This window comes from Empedobacter sp. UBA5528 (genome assembly GCF_002426075.1).
Lineage (GTDB): Bacteria > Bacteroidota > Bacteroidia > Flavobacteriales > Weeksellaceae > Empedobacter > Empedobacter falsenii_B.
Window position 1 is genome coordinate 1 of record NZ_DINY01000040.1, and the last position, 24,585, is coordinate 24,585.

The window sequence follows — 24,585 nt, forward strand, 5'->3', positions numbered from 1 at the left end:
CAAATTCAGCAATGTTATTATGTAACAGGTGAAGTAGATTTTGCATTGATTATGGTGGTTAATACTATGCGAGAATACGAATCCTTGACTCGAAAATTATTTTTTAGTAACTCGAATATACGACGTTTTAAAACTTTTGTCAACATGCATACAGTTAAAACTGGATTACAAATACCATTACCTAAGAATGATTCATAGCTACTTTGTTACTATTGTTCTCTACTAAACTATAACAAGAAATTTAATAAATAGATAGGCTAAACTACTAATATTTATCTAAATACCACCATATCGTACGAAGCTACCTAGTATTAACATGATTATACTAATCGTTGTCACCGCTATAATATGAAATGTCATGAGAGGAAGTTTTGTATCATCTGTTTTTAAACGAGGAAGCACATAAAATTGAGCACTCAAAGCCAATAATACAATTGTTGCTAAGCCTATCAGTTTTAATGAGACAACTCTTTCAATGGGGTTTTCGAATTGAAACCAATTACTAATCTTGATCGTGTAGATATAAGACATTCTTACTCCTGTAATAACCATAACTAATAAAGCTGGAAGTCCTATTCGTTCGTATTTACTTTCAAAAGAGAACAATTTCTCTATCGATTTTTCTTTCCATACTTGTGGTAAAATAACCAAACTTAATATAATATGTCCACCAACCCATATCGTAGCGCCTATTAAATGGAAAATTAATAATAGATGTAATTCGTGCATATCAAGAAATATTAATTCATTTTATTGATGATCTTATTTTACTAAAATCAACTGACTATTTACTAAAGCCTCTAACTTATGTATAACATTTGGTTCTATCGTTATATAGTCACTAGAGCTTAATTCTATTGTTTGTTCATTTTCATCTGAATACACTACTTTTCCAGTAACACATAAAAGCAAAGCAGGTATTTTTGTACTGTGCTCTTTTAAAACACTTTTTTCTAATAATTGAATTGATGTTACATTACTAGATTCGCCTTTGAAAATACTTATCGCTCCAACGCTTTTATCAGTATCATGAATACTATTTAAATTTGGTAAATTTTCCATAATGAATTATTTATCTTCTAAATTTATTCCAAATCAATTAAATACTCGACCAAATCTATCTTATATTTTCTTATTTATACTCAGTAATAATTAATTTTTAAATCAATTACCATTTCAAATAAAAATCACTTCACTTCTCCCCTATTTTGTTCGCCCACTTTTTCCGAAACATTATCGAACAACACTCGAACAAATCCTATTTCTAGTTTTATGATTTTCACCTCAACCCCTCTCCAATAAAAGAAAGTTGTATTCTTGTTATTCTTGCCTTTATATTCAATCTCAAATTTTTTCAGCTGGGTTGTAAATAAAATAATAAAAGAGAAAATTCATAAATTTCATATTCAATCCCATTTCATTTTTACCTTCCAGATGAATGTATTTTTTAATTTCCTTTACGATAGAATGAATATCTTTTCCATTTATTTTAAGATATTTGTAATATGGATGGTAAAACAAGAGCAAATATAAAACCTGGTATGCTGGTTAATATTGTATTGAAAAAGGATCAACGAACTGGCGAATTGACTGAGGGTATCGTGAAAGATTTATTGACTTCTGCGCCTTATCATCATCGTGGTATAAAAGTTCGTTTGACGGATGGACAAATTGGACGTGTGCAAGAAATTATTGAAGACGATTTTTAGAATGCATCAAACTATAAATTAAAAGCTCTTATCAATACAGATAAGAGCTTTTTACAATTTTTCACCTTTGCCTTTTCTATTTCAACAAATAGATTTTAATTAACAAATTGTGTGTTATAACAACTTAAACCATCTATTTGAATAATTTTATTTCAAAATGCACAACTGGTTTTAATTAAGAATCCTATAAATCGGATATTGTCTGTAAGTATTCTTCTCAAAATAAGGCGAATTTTTATAAACCCAATCCAACTGTGCTTCGCCATCATTAGCAAACTCTGGTTTTAATGCTTTTTCTGCTTCAAATGCGGTTTTCAAAACCACATTATTTTTCAATAATTCAGCAGCTGTATCCTCAAAAATATAAGCCGAATAATATTCTTTCTGACCTAATATTCCATCGAAAAAATTCCAGTTAAAGAACGAATCCAATGCCTCTGGTTCTAAGGTTTCAAGAATATATTTCACTCCATCTTGTTGTGTTGGCACAATATAATCTCCTTCAAAAAATTTAAGCGATTTCATCGATTTTGTAACCACCGTTTCGTAATGATTATAATGTCCTTCATATGCATTTTTATTGGTTTTAAAATCTGATATTTTATACGATTCGACGTTAATTAATGTATCATTTTCTATTCGTTTCATTTGAATATCATTTCGTTGCAAAGCTTCTACAACGCGATATTCAGCTTGTGGAAGAACATAATATTTCGGAATTGTAATGTAACTAATTGGTTTTGCAGAATTGAATAATTTAATTTTTTTTGTAAATGGTTTCGATCGATCATAGTACAATCTATCTTTTCCCGAAACCGCACTTGGCTTGTATCCTGCTTCAAATCCTTTAAAATTCATTGTTGTAAATTGAGTAGAATCTATTTTCCAACGAATTCCATATTGATTTCCGACCTGATATTGTTTTAGATTTTCTTTTCGTAAATTTCTGATTGTCAAATATTCTTTATCTAAATTTTCTAGATTTACCAACATATATTTATACGTTGCGTCTACACGGTTTTCATAAGGCTTTAACATATGTGTTTCGGGCATTGTGCTTAGTGCATTAAACAATGTTGTATAACCTGTAGAATAGCGTGGAGAATCTTCGAAAGCTGCAAAACCAATATCAGGAACATCGCCATGTATGTTCACATATTGCGTACTTTCGTAACCATTTTTTTGCATTTCGGCTAGATTATTTGCTTGATATGTCGTATAAAAATAATCGCCCAAAACATTTCCTACACGCGCTTTAAAAGACGAAATATAGGTAAATGTGTACTGATAATCTGCCCCATTACTTACATGATTATCAATAAAAACATCAGGTTTCAACCAATGAAAAATCGTCTGAAAGCTTTTTGCATTTTTTGAATCATTTTTAATAAAATCTCTGTTCAAATCATAATTTCTGGCATTTCCACGAAAACCATATTGTTCAGGTCCATTCTGATTTACGCGCGAAAAAGCCCCTCTATTCAACATACCACTTACATTATAGGCCGAAATCGCAGCAATAATAAAATTCTTAAGCGGTTTAATTTTTTTCATTGCCAAATCTCGCATCAACATCATCGTCGCATCAATTCCGTCCGGTTCTCCAGGATGAATTCCATTGTTTACGAAAAGCACTGCTTTTGTTTTACGTAATTCTTTTATATCTTTTTCTTTAAATGGATTATAAACAACTACATAAATTGACTTTCCATTATCGTCTTCTCCTTTTTTTACATACTGTATTGTCTCAAAATTTTCCGCTAAATTTTGATAAAACACATTCATTTCATCATAGGTTGTAGTTTGATTTTTATTTCCTTTTTCGTAAGGAGTTATAAAATTATTTTGACCAAAAAGTAGTGTAGAAGTAAGAAATAAAAACAGTATTTTAAAATTCATATCATTAATTTCTTACTAAAATAGAGAGAATACAAAAGATTCAACATGAAAATGAATTATTTTTCTAAAATAATCTTCTACATACAGTAAAAAACATTTGAAATTATAAGGAGAAGCTCTTGTGGAGCTTAGGTAAACTTGTTACAAGTTGATTAATAAATTATATGTTCATTTTTTTTCTTGATAAAAAAAACGAACCAAAAAAAATCAAGTCCGTGCCTACAAGTCGGTCAATAACGACTACTCGCTAAATGCTTTAAATTATTCACATATAAAATGTGAACAGTAAATCATTTTTAACGCTCACTACGTAGAATTGACACTCGACTCTTCAGCAATGACAGCTTTAAAATTCGTTATTATAAGTGAATTTGAATATTGAAAAAGGAATTAAAAATCCGACGATTTAGTATCGAAATGAAATTCAATTCTAAATTATTGGAATAAAAAAAGTTGGAGTGTCTGAGTGGAACGAGTTGACAACTTTATGAAAATAATTTAGTTAGTTGAATCATTGAGAGACTACTGTCGGCATCTTTTTTTGTTTCGTTTTTTTTGGATGAACAAAAAAATGAAAAGAAGAAATATAGAATCACCCTATCCCTACTTCCTCTTATCATTTATTTTATTTAATTAACTCGTATATTACTGAAATTAAATAAATTAAAACATATAACAAAGTTCACGAATTCTACGACAGTGCAGATGTGCAAAGGCTACTTAACGTTAGTGAAAAAACGTTGTATCGCATGAGGAGAAACAAGACGATTCCTTGTTTTAAGCTCGGTAAAAAGTACTTTTTCCCAAAACATTTCTTTAATATAAAATTCTTGGATAAGAGCCTTTTTTGTTAAAGAATGTCTTATCCTAAAATAAGTTGACACCAAATCAACTTATCATGAAAGAATCATACTTAGAAAGAGAAAAGCGTACACAACGCGATTACACCTTAGGCTTTAAGTTAGCTGTTGTACGCCAAGTAGAAAAAGGCGGCTTTACGTATAAACAAGCCCAAAAACACTACGGTATACAAGTTCGACTAGGCACTCAATGGGGTTACCTGAGTTTAATAACAGATGCTTATTCAAGAAAAATAATGGGGTATTGCTTCCGTGAAGATTTATCAGCTGATGGTTGTATTGAAGCGCTTAACATGGCAGTAAATAACAGGCTTTATAATGAATCTATAATTCATCATTCTGATAGAGGATCGCAGTATTGCTCACATAAATATGTAGATTTATTACTCTCAAATAACATAGCTATAAGTATGACAGAAAAAGGTGATCCCTATGAAAATACAATGGCAGAAAGGGTTAATGGAATAATTAAAATGGAATTTAATTTATATGAAAGCACATTAGGTTTTGATCAGACAAAAATTAAAATTACTAATAGTATTAAAACTTATAATGAATTAAGACCACATACAAGTTGTGATTATTTAACTCCAAATGCTGCGCATTTGCAGTCAGAAAAATTAAAGAAAAGATGGAAAACTATAATAGAAGTTTTAATAATCAAAACTCCTTTGTATAGTAAATTTAGGATTAAGATCAATTGGTGTGTAACTATAACAGGATTTATTTAAAAACATGTATAGTTATTTTAGGACCGGGTCATTTGTTTATTCTAAAGCTAATACTTTACAGAAAAAAGAATTTGTAAACATAGTGTTCGACAGCAGTTTACACTATGAAAATGGGATTTATCAAATACCTACAATGATGGATTTATTTTCGAGTAACCATTTGAAAATAAAGGAAGAAAACTTTTTTATTTATACAAAAAAAGAGATTCTAAGTAATAGAATCCCTTTCAGCGGAGAGTGAGGGATTCGAACCCCCGGAGGTGTGACCCTCAACAGTTTTCAAGACTGCCGCATTCGACCACTCTGCCAACTCTCCAACACAGCGTTTATTGCCGTATTGCGAGTGCAAATATAGAACGCTTTTTCGAATTTGCAAATAAAAATTTTTAACAATTATTTTACGAAAACGTTTTCGTAAAATTCAATTCAATTTAAATTAAACAATAAAATAATGGTTAATAGCTACTTATTAGTATTCATAAAATTTAAAATTTCCTATTAAAAATTTATTTTTTTTCTATATTTTAGTATTTTCGTAGGAATAGTTGTGTTTTTATGACAATAATTAGTTTTTGTAAAAAAAATGTACGAAATCGTTATAATTGATTACTTTTGCCAAGAATTAAGTAAATAAACACAAATAAACATTTATTAAATGAACCACTCTTCTTATGATCAACAACTTGCATCTTTCAATGAAATGAGCAAAAAGGTTGTAGAATTCATTAAAATTGTTTCAGATTTATGGTATGATCAATCTGTTGAATTGGTAATTTTCCGTAATCAATTAGTTGATAAAAACGTTAGTGACATCGTAAATCTACATCAGTATGCTGAGGAATTTGTAGAAAAAAAGATTGCTATCGACGATACATTAGCGATTGCTAAAGCTATTTCTGAAGCTAAATTACCAGCTTCTAGACTTGATGTTGGAAAATTAGCTAAAGAATATATTTCTGGGAATTACGCTTCGGCAGAAGCTTTCGTTGAAGAGAAATTAGGTGCAAGCAAAAATGTAAAAAGTGTTGAACCAAAAGACGTTGTTTTATACGGTTTTGGTCGTATCGGACGTTTATTAGCTCGTGAGTTGGCTTCTCAAATGGGAAAAGGTCAACAATTAAGATTACGCGCTGTTGTAACACGTGATAAAAACGATCCTGTTTTGTTAGAAAAAAGAGCTTCTTTGTTACGTCATGATTCTGTTCATGGTGATTTTGACGGAAACGTTGTAGCTGATCACGAAAATAATGCTTTAATCATCAACGGAGTTTCTGTTTATATGATTTCTGCAGCTCAGCCAGAAGAAATTGATTATACTACTTACGGAATTAATAATGCTTTAATTATTGATAACACAGGTGTTTTTAAAGATGAAGAAGCGTTATCTCGTCATTTAAAATCTGTTGGTGCTGATAAAGTTTTATTAACAGCGCCAGGAAAAGGTGTTCCGAATATTGTTTACGGTGTTAATCATGAAGAATATAGCCCAGAAAATGTAAATATATTCTCAGCTGCTTCTTGTACAACAAATGCAATTACACCTATTTTGAAAGTTGTTGAAGATAATTTAGGTGTTGTAAAAGGGCATTTAGAAACAATTCATGCTTATACAAACGACCAAAATTTGGTTGATAATATGCACAAAAAATATCGTCGTGGACGTGCTGCTGCTTTGAATATGGTAATTACTGAAACTGGTGCTGGTAGTGCTGTAGCAAAAGCTTTACCAAGTTTAGCAGGTAAATTAACTTCGAATGCAATTCGTGTTCCTGTTCCAAATGGATCTTTGGTTGTCTTGAATTTAGAAGTTAGTAAAGATACTTCTGTAGAAGCGGTAAACAATTTGATGAAAGATGCTGCATTGAACGGAGAATTAGTTGAGCAAATTAAATTTTCGTTGAACAATGAATTGGTTTCTTCGGATATTGTTGGAACTTCTGCTCCGTCGATTTTCGATAGTAATGCGACAATTGTTTCTGCCGATGGTAAAAATGTTGTGATGTATGTTTGGTATGATAACGAATATGGATACAGTCACCAAGTAATGCGTTTAGCAAAACACATTGCAGGTGTTAGAAGATATACATACTATTAATAGTATTTTTTCCCTTTATTTAAAATTAATCCGTTAACATTTATTTGTTAGCGGATTTTTTTTGTAGGATATTCATTTAAAAATACTTAAGTAAATTTTATGTATTATTTTTGTTAATGTTATATTAATATTAGTTTAGAAAATTAACTTTTTTTAAAAAAAACTTAAAACAATTTATCGTATGAAAAAACTTTACTTTTTTAAATCATCCTTATTAACATTATTGTTATCAGGATTTGCTTTTGGACAGGGAACAGAAACTTTTGAGTCCCAAACAGCATTAAGTAGTTCTTATGCAACAGGATCATTTACTGGAGAAACAGGAGGAATTGTATGGAATTATACAAATGCAAGAAATGAAAGTACATATCCAATCACAAATAAAGGAATCCTATTTCAAGCTTCAGGAAATACATTAGAAACTACAATTTCTAATGGAATCGGAAAATTATCTTTTGATGTCAGAAAAGCTTTTACTGGAGGTTCAAATAATAGAAAGATTGAAGTATTAGTAGATAATGTAGTTGTTTACACTTCACCAACATTTGGAAAAGCACAAACGGATGCTACTATTCATTCATTTGAAGTAGAAATAAATAAGTCAGAGGCAGCTGTTATTACATTTAGAAATGCAGGACCACAACTTACTTTAGATAATATTTCTTGGACTGCCGCTGGAATAGCAACGGAAAAACCAGTTGTGTCTCCACGAACAATTACAGGAACTTATGGTGTATTATTGCCTGATGGAGCTGTGACAGCAACTAATAATCCTACCTTTTGGACTCAAACAGGTATTTTACCTTTAGGAATTACATTTGATAATGGCGTTTTCTCAGGTACACCTGAACAAGCAGGAACATTTACAGCACAGGTAGCAGCCACAAATCAATATGGAACTTCTGATCCGGCTACTATAACTTTTGAAATTGCAAAAGCAAACCAAACAGTAGATTATAACTTTGAAGCTTTAGTTCAAAACCAAGGAACCACTTTTTCTGGTTTACCATCACAAACAGATCAAGGGTTAAATATTGTGTATACTTCTGCTGATAATTCTATTGTTTCTATAAACGGAAATAGCTTATCATTTGATGGTATTGGTTCTACAACTATTAATGCAACTGCCGTTAGTAATAATAATTATAACGAATTTAGTACAACTTTTGATGTTTCAGTAACAGATCCTAATGCTACTTATTGTTTTGAGGAAACATTTGATGGTTTAAATGGTAATAATACAAGTACTGCAGGATCTAATAAGGCTTGGAATGGGAATTCTAATTTTCCTACTGTAGTTACTGTTTATCAAGCAGGAAATGCTATTAGGTTAGGTTCAAGTAATAACAAAGGGGGGATAACATCAAAAGTGTTAGATCAAATAGCTGGTAATGTAATAGTTTCTTTTGATGTAAAAGGTTGGACAGCAATTGAAGGAAGTGTCAATGTTACATTAGGTTCAGAAACTAAAAATGTTGTTTATACAGCGAAAATGGCAGATAATTTCGAAACACAAACTGTAAGTTTTGAAAACGTAGCTGCTGGTTCTACTTTAAAATTAGAAACATCGGCAAAAAGAGCATTTATTGACAATGTTAAAATTCAATGTTCAACAGCTGAAAACTCTACAACTTGGGACGGAACTGCATGGTCTAATGGAACGCCGGATCTTACAAAAGATGTAATCATCAAAGGTAAAGTAACAGTTGATACGCAATTAGAAGCTAAAACGTTTACAGTTTCAGATGCTGGAGGTTCAGTTGTCGTAAAGTCAGGTGCTCGTTTAATCGTTGATGGGAAGATCGACAATCAAGCTGGTCTTACAGGATTAGTTGTAGAAAATGGTGGTAATTTAATCCAAAATCAAAACGTTGCTAACTCAGGAGCAATTACAGTTAACCGCGATAGTAAATCGATGGTTCGTAATGATATGACGTTCTGGTCTTCTCCGGTTCAGCAGGAAGCATCGCAACAAACTATACGTTCATTCTCTCCGGAAACATTATACAATCGTTTTTGGACATATAATGAAACAACAGATGAATTTACTCAGATTTTAACTTCAGATACAGACTCAAAATTATTTGAACCAGGTAAAGGGGTTTCTATCCGTGTTAAAAACACTTTACCAACAGGGCAAAATACAATTCATAATGGTGCATTTTTAGGTGTTCCGTTCAATGGAGATATAACAGTTCCTGTTCAATTTACAGCAAATGGATACAATTTAGTTGGTAACCCTTATGCTTCTAACATTAATGTGGAAAAATTCTTATTAGCAAATGAGAATGTTAATTCATTATATTTCTGGACACATCAATTCCCTGTTGGTTCTTCAGAATATGCAAATAATTATGCCGCATTCAACGTTGTAGGTGGTGTTATTCCTGATTTGTCAAACATTTCTGTTGGACAAGGATTTATCGTAGGACTTTCTCAAGCTACACCTACAGTTAATTTTAACAATACAATGAGAACTTCGCAAGATGCATTTTTCTATAAAAATTCAATTGCAGAGAAAAACAGAATTTGGNNTTAAGTTTATCAAAAGAAAGTAAAACAATTAGCCAAATTTTATTAGCTTATATGGATGGAGCTACAAACGATGCGGATAATCAAATTGATGCAAAAGTGATGCAAAGAGGATCTTCAGCAATCTACTCATTGATTAATAATGAAGCATATGCAATCCAAGGACGCAGCTTACCTTTTAAAACTGATGATGTCGTAAAATTAGGTTTTGAAACTTTAGAGCAAGGAAATTACACAATCAATATAGAGAAAGCTGATGGGTTGTTTGAAAAAGGACAGATTGTTTATTTAAGAGATAAAGAGTTAAATCAAGTACATAACTTATCAGAATCAGCTTATTCATTCACTTCTAAAGCAGGAATATTTGATACTCGTTTTGAACTTGTGTATACAAATAAAACATTAGGTACAGATGAATTGTCAAAAGAAAATGTTATTGTTTATACTAAAAACAATACAATTGTAGTGGATGCAAAACAAAATAAAATTTCTTCGGTAGAGTTGTATGATATTCAAGGAAGAAAAATATTTGTGAAAAATAACATTCGTGCAAGTGTTTACCAAGTTGAATCTTCTGCAAAAGGAATTTTAGTTATAAAAGTTCTGACTGAAGACGGAAAAGTTAAGACTCAAAAAGTTGTAAACAAATAATTTAACATCTAATAAAATAGTACAATATGAAAAATATAAAACAAATTATCTTAGTTGCAGGAGTTTTGCATTGTTCAATAGGTCTATCTGCTCAAGAAAATAAGATTTCGTTCTTTGAATCAACTAATCAAAATGAAAGTTCTGCTAGACCAGGAACCGGTGGTGGTGGAACAGATGTTGAAGATGCTGATCCAGCACCAATCGATGATTATTTACCATTATTGGTAATAGGGGCAGGATTGGTTGCTTTACGTTTCAGAAAGCAGTTATTAAAAAACTAATTTCTAAATTATATAAAAAAAGAAAGCTTCTCTATTTTTGAGAAGCTTTTCTTATTTTATCTGTTCCAAACTATTCGCAATTGCTTTATATAGAACTTCACCCATTCTTTCACAATTTTCGTAAGATTGATCTTTATAAAACTTTGCAAAACCAGTTCGTAATTGTGCAACATTTTCTGGTTTAGAAATATGATCATTTTTCATGATTTTCATTAAATCACGAAAACGTTTCGAACTATTCGAAATTCTTTTCGAAATCAAGGATTTTACTTCTTTTCTATATTGATCGACAGAATTTGGTTTCAAGCGATTATTCACCAAATCAACCATAATTTTATTTTCTTTGAAATACTGTGGTCGATAAATTTTTAAATTTCCTTCATAACATTGTTGATCGAAATCTATTGGTCGAATTCTATAGATAACTTGATCAAAATCGTGAATTGGAATCACCACATAATTATACGATCGCATATCACCTAAAAGACCAATAAAACAGCGTTCATTGAACTTTACAAACTCTTTTGCAATCTGATTTTTCTCTAAATCATTACATTTATCCAAATAATTTTTGATAAAAACATCTCCTGGAATTCCTAAAATATGCTCTTCAATCAATGTATTTTTGTAGACCAAAAAATTGATTCGATGTGGAGACAAAATATCTTCTAATTCTAAACCATAAATACGCGAAGCATCTGCTTTTTTGATGTAAAAATTGGTATAATTATCATTCAAAATATTACGAACCCGAATACGAAAAGGTTTCGAATTTCCGAACGTACAATAATCAATAGAATCAACAACAAGATAAGGCAAAGACTCCTCATCTCCGTCTGAATGTAAGTAGGTGTAAATTCTGTTTAGACTATCTTGAATTTCCTGATGTTCCGAGTCGGTATAATAAACACCTAACCAATGCGTATCATTTCCTTCCTTATCTTCCAATGCTACACAACCCGAAAAACGCATCAAATCATCATATTCTACACTCGCTTTTGTTTTGCGATGATATTTCTCTAAATAATGATTTAATTCGTCACTCACAGGATAAATAGGCTTTCTAAACTCTATTTTTACATCTTTCATTTCATGCTTATTAGTCTATACGAAGATAGGTCTAAATTTATTTTTTAAAATTGTTTATTGGATTAATATTTGCTAAATTCAAACATAATCTAAATCTAAATAAAATGAATATTCAGGTCAGAAATTTGACTCTTGAAGATTATAGTGATTTGACTGAATCTACAAAAGAAGCCTATCACAATCAGCTTGGAACTTGGACTGTCGACGAAATTAAAGAATTATTAGCTATTTTTCCGCAAGGTCAACTTTGTGTTGAAGTGGATGGAAAAGTTGTTGCTTCGGCATTAAGTATTGTGGTTAATTCGAAAAAAACGAATATCGAATCGAATTATGATACGATAACATCTAATGGTAAATTTTTAAAACATGATCCAGAAGGTGATGTAATGTATGGAATTGAAGTTTTTGTTCATCCAAATTATCGTCAATTGCGCTTGGGAAGACGTTTATATGACGAACGTAAAGCGCTTTGTGAAGAAATGAATCTAAAATCAATTGTAGCTGGTGGACGTATTCCAAATTATCATAAATATTCGCAAGAATTATCTCCTAGACAATATATAGAAAAAGTAAAAAGTAAAGAAATTTATGATTCAACTTTAGCTTTTCAGATTTCGAATGATTTTAATGTTAAAAAAATCTTGAAAAATTATCTGAAAGATGATAAAGAATCCTTAGAATACGCCACTTTATTAGAATGGAATAATATCTATTACGAACCTGAATTGAAATCTAATTCACCGACAAAACGTACTATTCGTCTTGGTTTGGTGCAATGGCAAATGCGTTTATTTAATGGTTTACAAGATTTTTATGATCAAATTGAGTTTTTCGTAAGTGCGGTAAGCGATTATGGCTCTGATTTTATTATGTTTCCAGAATTTTTCAATTCGCCGTTGATGAGTCCATATAATCATTTGAAAGAGATTGAAGCGATGCATCAATTAGCAACGATGACGGACGATATTGTGAAGAAAATTCAAGAATTTGCAATTACATATAATGTCAATATTATTTCAGGATCTATGCCTCATCTAAAGGAAGGAAAACTATATAATACGTCATTTTTATGTCATCGTTCGGGGAAATTAGATTCGTATAGTAAAATACACATTACACCAAATGAGTTCAAATATTACGCATTGAATGGTGGCGATGAAATAAAAGTTTTTGATACCGACTGCGGAAAAGTAGGTTTACTAATTTGTTATGATGTCGAATTTCCTGAATTGAGCCGTATTTTAGCCGATCAAGGAATGGAAATTTTATTTGTTCCATTTATGACTGATACGCAAAATGGTTATACGCGAGTACGTAGTTGTGCGCAAGCTCGTGCAATAGAAAATGAGTGTTATGTGGCTATTGCAGGCTCTGTGGGAAATTTACCGCGTGTGAATAATATGGATATTCAATATTCACAATCGGCAGTTTTCACACCTTCAGATTTCTCTTTTCCAAACAATGGAGTTAAAGCAGAAGCAACTCCGAATACAGAAATGGTACTGATTTCTGATGTTGATCTTTATCTTCTAAAAGAGTTGCATGAGTATGGAACTGTAAAAACGATGAAAGACAGACGCAAGGATTTGTATGAAGTAAGACTAATAAAAACATAAAAAAAACCTCCAAATTGGAGGTTTTTTTTAGTTCTTATTCCCATTGGTTAGACTCGAATAAGAGCATAGACCTTAGGTTCGGTTAAGTATCTGTACTAAAATTAGAAATATTTTTTATAAGGGACAAATATTTTTTAGAAAACTTTGAACTTTAACATATTTCAATTTTGTTTTATAACTCTAATTCGAAGATTTGAATAAACTTTTCATTGAAATTATTTGAAACAAATTGATTAAAATAGATTTTTTTTCCATCGTTAGAAAAATGCGGAATTCCCGTTAATTCATTATTGATTTTTTGAACTTGATAGATTTGTTTAGATTTTTTTTCGGTTAAATCATTTAGATATATTTTATCGTTAACAAAATAAATAGCATATTTTCCGTTTGATGAAAGATTGAATGGAGAGGTAATCGAATTTTCTAAAAAAGAATATTGAATAATTTCATTCGAAACTAAATTTACACCAAATAATTGCGTTTTATCAAATTCATCTTCCATCAAAAAATAGATAATTTTCCCGCCAGGAGAAGAACGTAACCAATGTCTAAAATTACTAATTCCATGTTGAGTAAAAGTGATTCGTTTCTGCGAAATACAACTTGGCACATCTGGCAAAGTAGTTAAAGTTCCTTTTAAATTATCGTTTTCATCAAACCTTATTTCATTTGGAATTTCAGCAATAAAAATTTCCGTTTTCAAATTCCCTTTTTCATCACGCACATGTCCCTGAAATGCGATATTGTTTGTTGAGTTAATCCAACATTCATCAAAAGCTTTTTCGACTTCATCACTTCCATTTTTAGGATTTGTCACTATTTTCGAAACGATAATCGAGAACATTTCACCAAAATTATTCTCTAATGTTTTATCAAAATCAACCTCAACTTTTTTTGGAAACATCATTCCAACCACTCGCTGATCTTTTATGTTAGAATTGTGTTTGGATTCTTGTTCCAAGACATAATCGTTGTAAGTAAAACTAATCCAATTCTTCTCTTTTTGCCACGAATGCGAATGTGTTCCTCCACGCAAAGCACCATTTGTAAAGGGAAAATTTATATTTCGAGCATCCATAAAAATAGGCTGATTTGGAAATTCTAAATCAATTGTGACACCTGTCCTTCTTGTTGCCGAATACGGATTTGCTTGATTCGCATTTCGAATACCATGAATAAAAATAACTTTATTCTCAACTTGCGAAAAAGAGGCTGCACCTACACCAGGACCAAACTCTGTTTGATTATTTGTTGTATAAATAATTTCGGATTCGTAAGTTTTCGTGTGAAGTAAACAGATAGAAGAAGTCTCTCCTATTTTTGTATCATCATTACGTGTATCAAAAACAAGATAATTGCCATCAACCGATTGAATTTGATTATGATGAAGCGTATGTCCAAAATCATCATAAGTTAACTGCTTTACCATATCGTATTGTTTAATAATATTTTATTTACTTAATAAACATTTAACAAGCAACTAAAAACGTAATTATTTGATTACTAGAAACATTCTTTATAAAAATTTGTTACAAAACTGTATTTTATTTTTTTTTGTCTAGATTAATTATAATTAAAAATATAATTTTTTCAATGTTTTATTTTCCTTAGTATAAGTTTTGTTAAACCTTAAACAACAAAGGTAATATTTAATGAAGATTTTGGAAAATCTACAACCAGAATTGATTCGCAATATGTTCCACAATCTGGAAATAATAACAACAATTAAATAGTTTTACTCGTATAGACATGTTGTCAATGATATTATTTCTCCTTATCCAAAACAATTGCCTTTTTTGATGGTAAAGTTTGGAATTTCTGGAAGTAGAAAATAAAAGCTCAGTTACAGACTGAGCTTTCTTTTATTTATACCAACTACTATACATCAAATAATTATTGGCGATTCTTTCTATTTCTCCTTCTTTCAATTCTTTTGGAACATCTTTAATTTTTTTCGCTGGAATTCCAGCCCATAATTCTCCTTCTTTTACATGCGTTCCTTTGGTTAAAATTGCACCAGCAGCAATCAAAGAATTAGATTCAACAATGCAATCATCCATCACAATTGCGCCCATTCCAACCAAAACATTATCATGTATTGTACAACCATGTACAATAGCATTATGCCCTATCGAAACGTTATTTCCAATTGTTGTTGGCGATTTTTGATACGTCGCATGTATTGTTGCGTTATCCTGAATATTTACTTTATTCCCCATTTTAATATAATGTACATCTCCACGCACAACTGCTGAAAACCAAATTGAGCAATCATCTCCCATTTCTACCTCTCCTACAACCACAGCATTATCCGCTAAAAAGCAGTTTTCACCGAACTTTGGTGTATGCCCATTTAATTCTTTAATTATTGCCATAACAAAATCTATAATTCTAATGATAAAGATACATTTTTATAGCGTATTTTTGTAGAACTATGAGAGTATACGAAGAAATTACACCAAATAATAACGTGATGAAGTTCGTTTGTGACGAGACTTTAACACAAGGTGGCGTGGAATTCGATAAAGAATCTACAGCTACCGAATCTCCTTTAGCGCAAGTTTTATTGACTATACCATTTATTCAAAAAATATTTATCACAGCGAATTTTGTTGCGATAGAAAAAATAGATGCTGTTGATTGGGCTGATGTTACAGAAGATTTGAAAGAAATTATCAATGAACATTTAGAAGAAAATGCAATTTTAGCACCAATGAAAAAGGCTCCTATTTCTATTTATGCAGAAATGACGCCTAATCCTGCTGCGATGAAATTCGTTTCAAATTCTATGTTAGCGCCAGAAATCATCGAGATAAAATCGAGAGAAAAAGCTGCTGGAGTTCCATTAGCTGTTGCGATTTACAAAGAATATCCTTTTGTTGAAGAAGTTTTTATTGTTGATAATTATGTTTCTTTAACGAAAAACGAAACAGAAGATTGGTCACTTTGGGCAATGGATGTTCGTTCGTTTATTACGAATTATTTACAAGCTGGAGGTCCTGTTTTTGATGAATTTTATGAATTCACAACAGAAGCTCCTGAGCATGTTGTGGTAAAACCTGCTGAAGAGTTTTCTTCTGTTGAACAACAAATCAAAGCTATTTTAGACGAATATGTTCAACCAGCAGTTGCAAATGATGGTGGAAATATCGAATTAATTGAATTTGATGAAGAAACGAGAACAGCAAAAATGTTATTACAAGGTGCTTGTTCTGGTTGTCCGTCTTCTACAGCAACGCTTAAAAATGGTATCGAAGGTATTTTAAAACAAATGATGCCTGATGTTGTAGACAACGTTGAAGCTGTAAACGGATAAGATTAAACACATAGCATAGTATCAAAAAAAATCCAACTCGTTTTGAGTTGGATTTTTTTATTTAATATCTCTCGATTATTCATCAAAAAAGTCGATAGAACGGCGATAATTATAAAAAAATAATCTTCTGCGAGCTTCTAAATCATTGACACGAATCGACGAAACATCATCAATCTGAAAATACAAAGAGCCTTCGTCCGTTCCTTCCGAACCAATACATTTCAACTCAAAATCATCTTCAGTTAAATTTCGAATAAAACCTGCAAAACGACTATTATTGTTTAATTGAATACGTGATACATATTCGGTTTGATCATTTATTTCGCCTAAAATTTGACGAACCCAATTTTCTTCTGCTGTTGCATTAAATGTAATTGGATTTTCTTGATCCAAATCGGTGTGATGTTCTTTCAAATAATTAAGACATTTGCAGTAATCATCAACATCTATTCGACTAATTTTAAAATAAGGTTCGATTAAAATTCCATCTTTTTTACCATATTTCGAAATGTGTTGCATTGTAAAAAATTCGTCATTAAAATCTAAAATATATCCAGCCCAAAAATTGTCTCCTTCGGGATCATTGTAAACGGCAATAATTGATTGATTTTCTTTTGAGTGTTGTAATATTTTATAGAAGTTAGAATTCATATTTCTTTGAGTTAAAAAGTCAAATTACGAATCTTTATGGATAAAAAAAAAGGTTCTTGATTAGTTCAAAAACCTTTTCTTTCTATTAATTTGCTTTTCGGAATATCGAAGCTTCATAACTTAATGATTGCCAATCTCCTTTTTGCAGATTATCTAATTTTATTTTTTTGTAGATATTTTCTTCTCCCGCAACAGTTACCGTGAATTGTGTACGATCTAAAATATTTTTTTCTGAAATTGTATAATTAATATCAAATTTCTTTTTTGTCAATTTCTCTACAATTGGTTTTAAATAAGCTATAGCAGCTTCAGAATTTTTGAATTGTTCGTTTTGTGGAAATTGTACATCAAAATATCCTTCGTATGTAAAATCTGGTTCTGTAATAATTAAATTATAAGGATCCGCAAACAAGGCTGGACGCTGTTTTTGGTATTCTTTTTCAGTTTTATATTGACGTTTTTCTTCTTTATAAATCAACGGATATTTATCAGCAAGAACAGCTAATTTATCGGCATCATAAGAATACGGAATTCCGTCATGGAAAACATTGTAAAACGCAGGATTCACCAACCATTGATCGACAATTTTCTTATCTTTTACCATATAAATCATCACTCCATTTTCTTGCGCTTGAAAAGTAGACGATTGATATCCATACTCCAAAATTGGTTTTCCTAATTGTATAGCCGCAGCATTTTCTAACATAAAATTAAACTTCTCATAAGCCTTTGTTTCATCGCTTAAAGGAGCCATTCCATATACTTTTGTCGAAGCATCTACATTTTTATCATTAATCATAGAGGTTACTTGCGCTGTTGCAAAATTTGCAAGAACAACAGTGGCTGTAAGTAAAATTTGTTTTATCATGTATTGTATATCTTTATTTTAAAATGTGTTCCAAATTTATTGATAAATTTCGATAGTTATCTTACCTGATTGTGTAATACTTCCGCGATACATTCCGGCAGTGTTAAAAGGAAAACTTGCTTGACCATTTTTATCTAAAATAATCATTCCGCCATCGCCTCCTAAATCACCAATTTTCTTAATAACTTCTTCACCAGCTTTTTTCGAAGAAAGTTTTTTGTAATTCATCAAAGCCGCAACATCATATGCCGCAACAGCTTTAATAAAATATTCGCCCCAACCTGTACTCGAAACACCAACTTCGCTATTTGCATAGGTTCCAGCTCCGATAATTGGCGAATCACCAACACGACCAAAACGTTTATTTGTCATTCCGCCAGTCGAAGTTCCTGCCGAGATATGACCTTTATTGTCCAAAGCAACTGCGCCAACTGTACCAAATTTTTCATCAACAAAATTGAATGGAACATACGCTTGTGTTTTAGCATCGTGGTCTAATTCCATTTTTTCTTTGTCTTTTTCCAAAACTTTTTGAAGAGAATTCCAGCGTTCCTCAGTTTTAAAATAACTTGGATCAACAATTTCTAAACCTCTAGTTTGAGCAAATTCTTCTGCTCCTTTTCCAACCATCATCACATGAGCAGAATTTTGTAAAACAGCTTTTGCTGCTAAAATTGGATTTTTAATCGTTGTAACTCCAGCCACAGCACCAGCTTGCATTGTATTTCCAATCATCAACGAAGCGTCTAATTCATTTTTACCTTCATGCGTAAAAACCGCTCCTTTTCCTGCATTAAACAAAGGTGAATTTTCCATTACTTTTATGGCTTCTATCACTGCATTTTCACTTTCGCCACCTTGTTTGATGACTTCATAACCTTTTGTCAAAGATTCAGCTAAAGCATCTCGGTACGCTTTTTCCTTTTCGGGTGTCATATTTTTTTTCAGAATTGTACCAGCACCACCATGAATTACCAAAACAACTTTGTCTTGTTTCGTTTGTGCATATGTAGAGATTGTCAAAACTGATAAAATTAAACCGACTATTTTTTTCATGTGTAAAATTTTATTCAACGTCTAAAAATAGAAAAGTTTATAGAAATTAACTATTTTTAGCATTGAATTTGATAACGAAATATCAACAACTGTTATTAAACAAATAAATTACCTATGAACTCTAATAAACACTATCTTTCTAACAATGTCTTGTTACAGTTAGCATTTATTGCAATAATACTTTTAGTTTTTGGATTAATTACCAAAAATCTTTTAGCATTTTTCCCTGGACTTCTCGGTNNTGTGTTTGTATGTTTTGCTTTTAAATCCTTTGCAATGGCTAGTGAAAGTAAAAAAATGGAACAAATTAGCAAGTGTAATTATCTTAATGATTAGTAGCGCGATTTTGATTATTGGACCTCTTTATTTATTAATTCAAATGTTAACGAATAAAGTAATGGTGCTATTAAATGACACAGCTCAAATTAAAACAGATGTCAATAAAATTATTCAAATGTTGCAAACCAAATTTCATATCGATGTGTTTAGTGCAACAAACATTGAAAAAATAACACAAGTTGGAGGTAAATTATTAGAAAAAACACTGAATGCTTCAATGGATATGACAGTTCAGTTGGGTGTTGCTTTCCTTATTTTGTATTTTATGTTGATGAACCATCAAAAACTTGAAAATTGGTTTTACAGAACAATTCCGCTTAAAACAAGTAATTTAGTCAAAATGAACAAAGATTTGAAAGATTTAGTTATTTCAAATGCTGTCGGAATGCCATTAACAGCCTTTCTACAAGCAATAATTGCCTACATTGGATATCTTATATTTGGTGTAGATGATGCGTTTACTTGGTTTATTTTAACCATTTTTGCTGCAATGTTGCCTGTCGTTGGTGCCGCACTTATTTATGTACCTCTTGGACTATTTTTACTTGCAAAAGGTGAAACTGGATCAGCGGTTGGATTATTAATTTATTGCTTTGTAATTGTTGGGCTTTCAGATAATTTAATCCGTTTAGTTTTACAAAAAAAAATGGCAGATGTTCATCCATTAATTACTATTTTTGGAGTAATCGTTGGTTTAAATCTATTCGGATTTATCGGAATTATATTTGGACCTATCTTATTTTCAGTATTCTTTTGGTTAGTCAAATTGTACAAATACGAATTTATTGATCCAAATCCTGAAGATTAATTATTATTAAAAACCAATTAAAAATGAGTATAGAAAACTTTAAATTCTTTAAACCTTTAGAACCACGTTGGAGCGATTTTGATCCAATTGGTCATGTAAATAATGTATTTTATTTCGAGTATTTCCAGATCGGTAGAGCCTATTATATGATGGCTTCGAGCAAAAAATGGCAATGGACGCGACACATGTTTGTCATTGCACATATGGAAGCGAGTTACCAAAAAGAATTACGTCCAAATGCGATAGAACCTCGTATTGGTGTACGAGTTACAAAATTAGGAAATAAGAGTTTCGATTTTGAATATATTGTCACAAGTAAAAGCGAAAATGGTGAAGATGTTATTCATTGTATCGGAAAAAGTACACAAGTAATGTACGATATGGAAGAGAAAAAATCGATGGAATTGCCAGATTGGGTAAAAAATGATTTTAAGAATTACGAAGGTAATCTTTAGAAAATAATCCTAAAAAAAATACAACAGTAGTTAAGTCTTTTCATTAGATAATGATTAGATTTAACTACTTTTTCTTTTTAAACTCGTTGCGTTATGAAAAATTTGTTTTTAATGCGTCATGCAAAAAGTAAATGGAACGAAAATGTTTCAGATCAATTTCGTTCTATCACAGAGATTGGTGAATTCAAAACGAAGAAAGTAGCAAATTATATTCATCAAAATTTTGAATTGAAATTTGATCAAATATTTTCGAGCAAAGCAGTTCGAGCAAAAGAAACTTCTCTACTTGTCAAACCTATTTTATTTCCTAATCAAACCATTCATATCGAAGATGATTTGTATACTTTTTCGCATTATTTATTAGACAAATGGATTAGAAATTTGGATAATGAATTGCAAAATGTTCTTATTTTTGGACATAATCCTGCGTTTACAGATATTACCAATCAGTTAGGAAATGAAATGATTTACAATCTTTCGACTTCTGGATTTGTCTGGATACAGTTTGATTCTGATAATTGGAAATCGATTCAAAAAGGAAAAACTATAAAAATAATTTTACCTAAAGAAATTAAATGAAAAAATATATAAACCGCGAAATCAGTTGGCTTTCTTTCAATGCGCGCGTGTTGCAAGAGGCTTCTGACGAAACAGTTCCGTTGTTAGAACGAATTCGTTTTTTAGGAATTTATTCGAACAATTTAGATGAATTTTATTCGGTTCGATATTCTACAATTTTGCGCTCGATACAGTTCAAAGATGTAGAAATTGTTTATCAAAATATTGTACCAGATCAAACGGACGAAGAATTGATCGATGAAATCAATGAAATTGTGCGTCAGCAGCGAGTCCAGTACGATGATTTGCATAATCAATTATTCAAAGAATTAGAGAATCACAATATTTTTGTGATAGATGATACATCGATTCCTGAGAATTATTTAGAATTTATTTCCGAATATTTTTACAACGAATTTATTCATACGGTTGGAGTTTTTATTTTAGATGATATTAAAAAAGCACCGCCTTTACGCGATGGATCGTTCTATTTAGCGGTGAAAATGCAATTAAAAGACAAAGTTCAATATGCACTTTTGATTGTTCCAACGCATTTATTTTCGCGTTTTATTGTGCTTCCAAAGTATGATCAAAATACGTATGTCATGTATTTGGAAGACATTATTCGTTTTCATTTGAAAGATATTTTCAAAATGTTTGATTTCGAAACAATTGAAGCACATTCCATCAAAATTACACGAGATAGCGAACTTGATTTTGATAACGATTTAGAACATAGTTTATTAGAAAAAGTCATCAATAGTTTAGAAAATCGTAAAAAAGGTGTTCCTGTCCGATTAGTTTATGATGCTGAAATTGCACCAGATACGTTGAAATTTTTCTTGAAAAAATTACGATTAGATGAATATGATAGTATCAATCCGGGAGGAAAATATCACAACAAACGAGATTTGATGAGCTTTCCAAGCTTTGACATTCCAAATTTAACGTACGAAAAAATAAAACCAATTATTCAGAAAAAACCTTTTGAATATAACAGTTATTTTCAGGCTTTTACGGAAAATGAGGAAATGATGATGGCGCCTTATCACGATTATTCTTTGTTGTTAAAATTTCTTCGAGAAGCTGCAATTGATCCTAAAGTAACCAAAATAAAAATTACAATTTATCGTGTTGCAAAGGATTCGCAAGTGATGCATTCGTTGATAAACGCAGCGATGAATGGAAAAGAAGTAACAGCTGTTTTGGAACTTCGTGCGCGATTTGATGAATCGAATAATGCGATGTGGTCGAAAAAATTGCAAGAAGCTGGTGTGAATGTTATTTTTGGGGTTCCGGGGTTGAAAGTACATTCGAAAATTGGTTATATCGAACGTAAACCAGAAGGAATGTTGGCGCAGAAATATGTGTTTATTAGCACAGGAAATTTTCATGCAGGAACAGCAAAAATTTATACAGATTATACGTATTTCACAACCAATCCGGGAATAACAAAGGATGTTGAACAGATTTTTAAATTTTTCGGAGCTAATTATTTGAACTTAACGTACAATCATTTATTGGTTTCACCTTATGGAACGCGTAAAAAAATTGTCAAGATGATTAAACGAGAAATCAAAAATCATCAAGCTGGTTTACCTGCGGAAATCAACATGAAACTAAACAGTTTAAGCGATAAACAAATCATTGATTTATTGTATAAAGCTTCTCAAAAAGGAGTAAAAGTCCGTTTGGTTGTGCGTGGAATTAATTGTTTGATTCCTGGAGTTAAAAATCTTTCCGAAAATATTGAATGTGTCAGCGTTATTGATAAATTTTTGGAACATCCGCGTGTGTATTGGTTTAAGAATGCAGGCGATGACAAAGTTTATATTTCCTCTGCAGATATGATGGAACGTAATTTGGATAATCGTGTAGAAATTGCGTGCCCGATTTACGATCATAAATTCAAAAAAATAGTTATGGATACGTTTAATTTGAGTTTTGAAGATAACGTAAAAGGTCGCCAAATAACGGCTGAATCTTCTTTAGAATACAAACGAAACAATAAAAAACCAAACCGCTCTCAGTTTATGACCTATGAATATTTTAAAAAATTAAACGAACAAGAAAATGAAGATTAGAAAATTAGGAGCAATAGATATTGGATCTAACGCCATGCGATTGTTGATTAATTATGTTTACGAAGAAGAAGGTCGTACGCCAATTTTTAATAAAACCAGTATTGTGAGAATGCCTATTCGTTTGGGACATGACGTTTTTATTGATGGACAAATTTCCGAAACAAATATAAATCGTATCTGTGATGCTATGTTGTCTTATGCATTGATGATGAAGGTTTATGATATTGAAATTTATAAAGCTTATGCAACTTCTGCCATGCGCGAAGCCAAAAATGGAAAAGATGTTGTAAAAAAGGTGATTAAAAAATCTGGAATTAACATCGAGATTATAGATGGAAAAACCGAAGCTGAATTACTTTTTAATACAGAATTAGGTGATTTTATACAAGACGAAAAAATCTATTTGTATGTAGATGTTGGTGGTGGTAGTACCGAATTAACATTATTAAAAGATAATAAGGTTTTTACGTCAAAATCTTTTGAAGTAGGAACTGTACGTTTGTTGGAAAATAAAGTTTCACCAAATACTTTTAACGAAATGAAACAATGGATTCACGAAAATATTGGTGATGATGAAGTCGAATTAATTGGTTCTGGTGGAAATATCAACCATGTGTACAAATATTCAGGCGTAAAACTAGGAATGCCTTTGAGTAGTGTTTATGTCAAAAAACATTATCAAATTTTACAAACGATGACTGCGGAAGAACGTATGCAGAATTTCAATATGAAACCCGACCGTGCTGATGTAGTGGTTTATGCATTAGAAATTTATAGTAATGTACTAAAATGGTCGCATGCAAAGAAAATTCATGTTCCGAAAATTGGACTTTCGGACGGAATTATTCGAAAAGTATATAAAGATTTAGAAAAATAAATACTTCTATTATAAGGTCAGATTAATCTGGCCTTTTATTTTGATTAAAATTTTATAAAACAAAAAAAAGCTTGAACAAATGTTCAAGCTTTCAGCGGAGAGTGAGGGAT

At 31.1% G+C, this 24,585-nt stretch carries 22 protein-coding genes, 1 tRNA gene and 1 pseudogene; 14 read left to right on the plus strand and 10 right to left on the minus strand.

Features of this window, described 5'->3' with window-relative positions; genetic code table 11:
• The coding region (locus B4L98_RS08890; protein WP_291078046.1) for an Lrp/AsnC ligand binding domain-containing protein at positions 1-198 on the plus strand (198 nt) is incomplete at its 5' end.
• 78 nt (positions 199-276) lie between these two features.
• Here the strand turns inward: B4L98_RS08890 and B4L98_RS08895 are convergent.
• Both B4L98_RS08895 and B4L98_RS08900 read right to left on the minus strand, forming a co-directional pair.
• A complete protein-coding gene (locus B4L98_RS08895) occupies positions 277-729 on the minus strand; it encodes a CopD family protein (protein WP_286495935.1) in 453 nt (150 codons plus the stop codon).
• A gap of 33 nt (positions 730-762) precedes the next feature.
• Complete coding sequence (locus B4L98_RS08900; RefSeq protein ID WP_286495936.1) at positions 763-1,062, minus strand: hypothetical protein; 300 nt, start codon at positions 1,060-1,062, stop codon at positions 763-765.
• Positions 1,063-1,505: 443 nt separating this feature from the next.
• Here B4L98_RS08900 and B4L98_RS08905 point away from each other — a divergent pair, with 443 nt between their 5' ends.
• Positions 1,506-1,709, plus strand: a complete 204-nt coding sequence (locus B4L98_RS08905) for a YwbE family protein (RefSeq protein WP_286495937.1) — start codon at positions 1,506-1,508, stop codon at positions 1,707-1,709.
• 171 nt (positions 1,710-1,880) lie between these two features.
• On the opposite strand, the gene B4L98_RS08910 is transcribed toward B4L98_RS08905, so the two are convergent.
• Positions 1,881-3,608, minus strand: coding sequence for a hypothetical protein (locus tag B4L98_RS08910; protein ID WP_291078048.1), 1,728 nt, complete (start codon positions 3,606-3,608; stop codon positions 1,881-1,883).
• A 662-nt stretch (positions 3,609-4,270) separates the two neighbouring features.
• Here B4L98_RS08910 and B4L98_RS08915 point away from each other — a divergent pair.
• On the plus strand, positions 4,271-4,462 hold the full coding sequence (locus B4L98_RS08915; protein WP_286495961.1) for a helix-turn-helix domain-containing protein: 192 nt from the start codon (positions 4,271-4,273) through the stop codon (positions 4,460-4,462).
• A gap of 44 nt (positions 4,463-4,506) precedes the next feature.
• A pseudogene (locus B4L98_RS08920) lies at positions 4,507-5,088 on the plus strand (DDE-type integrase/transposase/recombinase); the annotation flags it as partial.
• A gap of 342 nt (positions 5,089-5,430) precedes the next feature.
• Here B4L98_RS08920 and B4L98_RS08925 read toward each other — a convergent pair.
• Positions 5,431-5,515: transfer RNA gene (locus B4L98_RS08925), tRNA-Ser, on the minus strand.
• 339 nt (positions 5,516-5,854) lie between these two features.
• Between B4L98_RS08925 and B4L98_RS08930 the strand changes: the two genes are divergently transcribed.
• The 3 genes from B4L98_RS08930 to B4L98_RS08940 all read left to right on the plus strand — a co-directional run bounded on the left by B4L98_RS08930 (position 5,855) and on the right by B4L98_RS08940 (position 10,758).
• On the plus strand, positions 5,855-7,294 hold the full coding sequence (locus B4L98_RS08930) for a glyceraldehyde-3-phosphate dehydrogenase (RefSeq protein WP_286495940.1): 1,440 nt from the start codon (positions 5,855-5,857) through the stop codon (positions 7,292-7,294).
• Between the two features lie 2,634 nt (positions 7,295-9,928).
• A complete protein-coding gene (locus B4L98_RS08935; protein WP_422653356.1) occupies positions 9,929-10,477 on the plus strand; it encodes a T9SS type A sorting domain-containing protein in 549 nt (182 codons plus the stop codon).
• A gap of 26 nt (positions 10,478-10,503) precedes the next feature.
• A complete protein-coding gene (locus B4L98_RS08940) occupies positions 10,504-10,758 on the plus strand; it encodes a hypothetical protein (protein WP_180904914.1) in 255 nt (84 codons plus the stop codon).
• Positions 10,759-10,809: 51 nt separating this feature from the next.
• Here B4L98_RS08940 and B4L98_RS08945 read toward each other — a convergent pair whose 3' ends face one another.
• On the minus strand, positions 10,810-11,847 hold the full coding sequence (locus B4L98_RS08945) for a hypothetical protein (protein WP_180904915.1): 1,038 nt from the start codon (positions 11,845-11,847) through the stop codon (positions 10,810-10,812).
• Positions 11,848-11,951: 104 nt separating this feature from the next.
• Between B4L98_RS08945 and B4L98_RS08950 the strand changes: the two genes are divergently transcribed.
• Positions 11,952-13,463, plus strand: coding sequence for a carbon-nitrogen hydrolase family protein (locus tag B4L98_RS08950; protein ID WP_219034775.1), 1,512 nt, complete (start codon positions 11,952-11,954; stop codon positions 13,461-13,463).
• A gap of 172 nt (positions 13,464-13,635) precedes the next feature.
• Here B4L98_RS08950 and B4L98_RS08955 read toward each other — a convergent pair whose 3' ends face one another.
• Both B4L98_RS08955 and B4L98_RS08960 read right to left on the minus strand, forming a co-directional pair.
• Positions 13,636-14,892: a DUF3748 domain-containing protein gene (locus tag B4L98_RS08955; RefSeq protein ID WP_291078052.1), complete on the minus strand. Its 1,257-nt coding sequence runs from the start codon at positions 14,890-14,892 to the stop codon at positions 13,636-13,638.
• Between the two features lie 433 nt (positions 14,893-15,325).
• Positions 15,326-15,838: a gamma carbonic anhydrase family protein gene (locus tag B4L98_RS08960; protein WP_286495943.1), complete on the minus strand. Its 513-nt coding sequence runs from the start codon at positions 15,836-15,838 to the stop codon at positions 15,326-15,328.
• Positions 15,839-15,897: 59 nt separating this feature from the next.
• Between B4L98_RS08960 and B4L98_RS08965 the strand changes: the two genes are divergently transcribed.
• Entirely contained in the window at positions 15,898-16,779 is an 882-nt protein-coding gene (locus B4L98_RS08965) for a NifU family protein (protein ID WP_125348840.1), read from the plus strand.
• A 75-nt stretch (positions 16,780-16,854) separates the two neighbouring features.
• Here the strand turns inward: B4L98_RS08965 and B4L98_RS08970 are convergent, their stop codons facing one another.
• The 3 genes from B4L98_RS08970 to B4L98_RS08980 form a co-directional block, all read right to left on the minus strand.
• Entirely contained in the window at positions 16,855-17,430 is a 576-nt protein-coding gene (locus B4L98_RS08970; RefSeq protein WP_125348839.1) for a hypothetical protein, read from the minus strand.
• A gap of 85 nt (positions 17,431-17,515) precedes the next feature.
• Positions 17,516-18,298 carry a hypothetical protein gene (locus tag B4L98_RS08975; RefSeq protein WP_291062111.1) on the minus strand — a complete coding sequence of 261 codons (783 nt, stop codon included), beginning with the start codon at positions 18,296-18,298 and terminating at the stop codon, positions 17,516-17,518.
• A gap of 36 nt (positions 18,299-18,334) precedes the next feature.
• On the minus strand, positions 18,335-19,354 hold the full coding sequence (locus B4L98_RS08980) for an isoaspartyl peptidase/L-asparaginase family protein (RefSeq protein WP_291078054.1): 1,020 nt from the start codon (positions 19,352-19,354) through the stop codon (positions 18,335-18,337).
• A 283-nt stretch (positions 19,355-19,637) separates the two neighbouring features.
• On the opposite strand from B4L98_RS08980, the gene B4L98_RS08985 reads away from it, so the two are divergent.
• From B4L98_RS08985 to B4L98_RS09005, 5 genes are all read left to right on the plus strand, one after another.
• Positions 19,638-20,501, plus strand: a complete 864-nt coding sequence (locus B4L98_RS08985) for an AI-2E family transporter (protein WP_291078056.1) — start codon at positions 19,638-19,640, stop codon at positions 20,499-20,501.
• A gap of 23 nt (positions 20,502-20,524) precedes the next feature.
• On the plus strand, positions 20,525-20,956 hold the full coding sequence (locus tag B4L98_RS08990; RefSeq protein WP_052217929.1) for an acyl-CoA thioesterase: 432 nt from the start codon (positions 20,525-20,527) through the stop codon (positions 20,954-20,956).
• 93 nt (positions 20,957-21,049) lie between these two features.
• Positions 21,050-21,535: a SixA phosphatase family protein gene (locus tag B4L98_RS08995; protein ID WP_038336593.1), complete on the plus strand. Its 486-nt coding sequence runs from the start codon at positions 21,050-21,052 to the stop codon at positions 21,533-21,535.
• Positions 21,532-23,598, plus strand: a complete 2,067-nt coding sequence (gene ppk1 / locus B4L98_RS09000; protein ID WP_221856143.1) for a polyphosphate kinase 1 — start codon at positions 21,532-21,534, stop codon at positions 23,596-23,598. The genes B4L98_RS08995 and ppk1 overlap by 4 nt, the downstream gene beginning before the upstream one ends.
• Positions 23,588-24,475 (plus strand): Ppx/GppA phosphatase family protein, encoded by an 888-nt coding sequence (locus B4L98_RS09005; RefSeq protein ID WP_291060456.1) that lies wholly within the window; start codon positions 23,588-23,590, stop codon positions 24,473-24,475. Before ppk1 ends, B4L98_RS09005 begins: the two co-directional genes overlap by 11 nt.
• Positions 24,476-24,585 lie beyond the last annotated feature (110 nt).